1 protein-coding gene is annotated in these 1,072 nt (G+C 54.0%); it reads left to right on the top strand.

Annotated features, from left to right (window positions below):
* Nucleotides 1-1,072: DEAD/DEAH box helicase (locus AB5935_RS27810; RefSeq protein ID WP_368328076.1), on the top strand; the 1,072-nt coding region annotated here is incomplete at both ends.

Below are 1,072 nucleotides of genomic sequence, written 5' to 3'. Positions count from 1 at the left end.
CAATTGTATGAGAGCGTCCGTCGATATGCCGCCGGGAAGAAAGGGATAGTCTATGCCGTGAGCATCGCACACGCCCGACAGATTGCGGCTTATTACAGCCTGCATGGCGTGGAGTCTGTTGCTATCGACAGCAGGACCCCCGCTCTGGAACGCAAGGAACTGGTAGAGGATTTCAGGCGGGGAAAGATCAGCGTGTTGGTCAATGTGGATATTTTTTCCGAAGGTTTTGACTGTCCCGATGTGGAGTTCGTGCAGCTGGCACGTCCCACGCTTTCGTTGGCGAAATACCTGCAACAGGTGGGCCGGGGGCTGCGGAAGTCGGATAATAAGGAATCATGTGTGCTGATAGATAATGTGGGATTGCACCGGATATTCGGTCTGCCTGTCCGTGACCGTGACTGGGAGGCGATGTTCGAAGGACGGATGGCAGGAAATGCTCAGCCCCGGACACGGATGGAGAACAACGGGCTGTCTGTGTCCGTTCCGTTGCCGGAGGATGGCAGGCGGAATGAAGAACTGGAGGTCGTGATGACACACGCCCGTCTGCTGGATGCTGTCCGGAACGGGGACTTGGTTCGTCTGGGAGAGGACGGTCCGGTCGGTGGGGAGCAACGGACGGCCTTGAAAGCCTGTCGTGACCGGCAGAGTGGTTTGTGGGGCTTGAGGTGCGGGAACAAAATCACAGTGATTCCTCAATACCGGGAAGTATTTGATATTTGTGCAAACCGGGCTGCTGTCCGTTTTAAAGATGGCCGGACAGGGGTGGTGGATAAGTCCGGAGTCCTCATGGTGGTGACAGGCTGTTGCCGGAGATTGAGATTCCTGAAGGGAGAACTTCTTTCTGTCACCAAAGAGGATGGGAGTGACTGTTATACCGATTTGAAGACAAACAGAACTTATCAGGAGAGGCCGGTGGTTTTTTCATACGGCGGCATAGAGTTGCTGCGGGTGGGGGAAACTTTCCATAGCCGCACGCGGAAGGCGTATACCTCTATGCATGGTTTGCACAAAGACAGTCTTTGTTTTTATGGTTTCTACTTGAAGATACCGGATTACCGTGTTCCGAAGTCTT

This window comes from Phocaeicola sp. RTP21198st1_B8_RTP21198_201120 (assembly GCF_040929485.1).
In the GTDB taxonomy this organism is placed as follows: Bacteria; Bacteroidota; Bacteroidia; order Bacteroidales; family Bacteroidaceae; genus Phocaeicola; species Phocaeicola dorei.
This window is presented reverse-complemented; position numbering and strand designations above follow the sequence as displayed.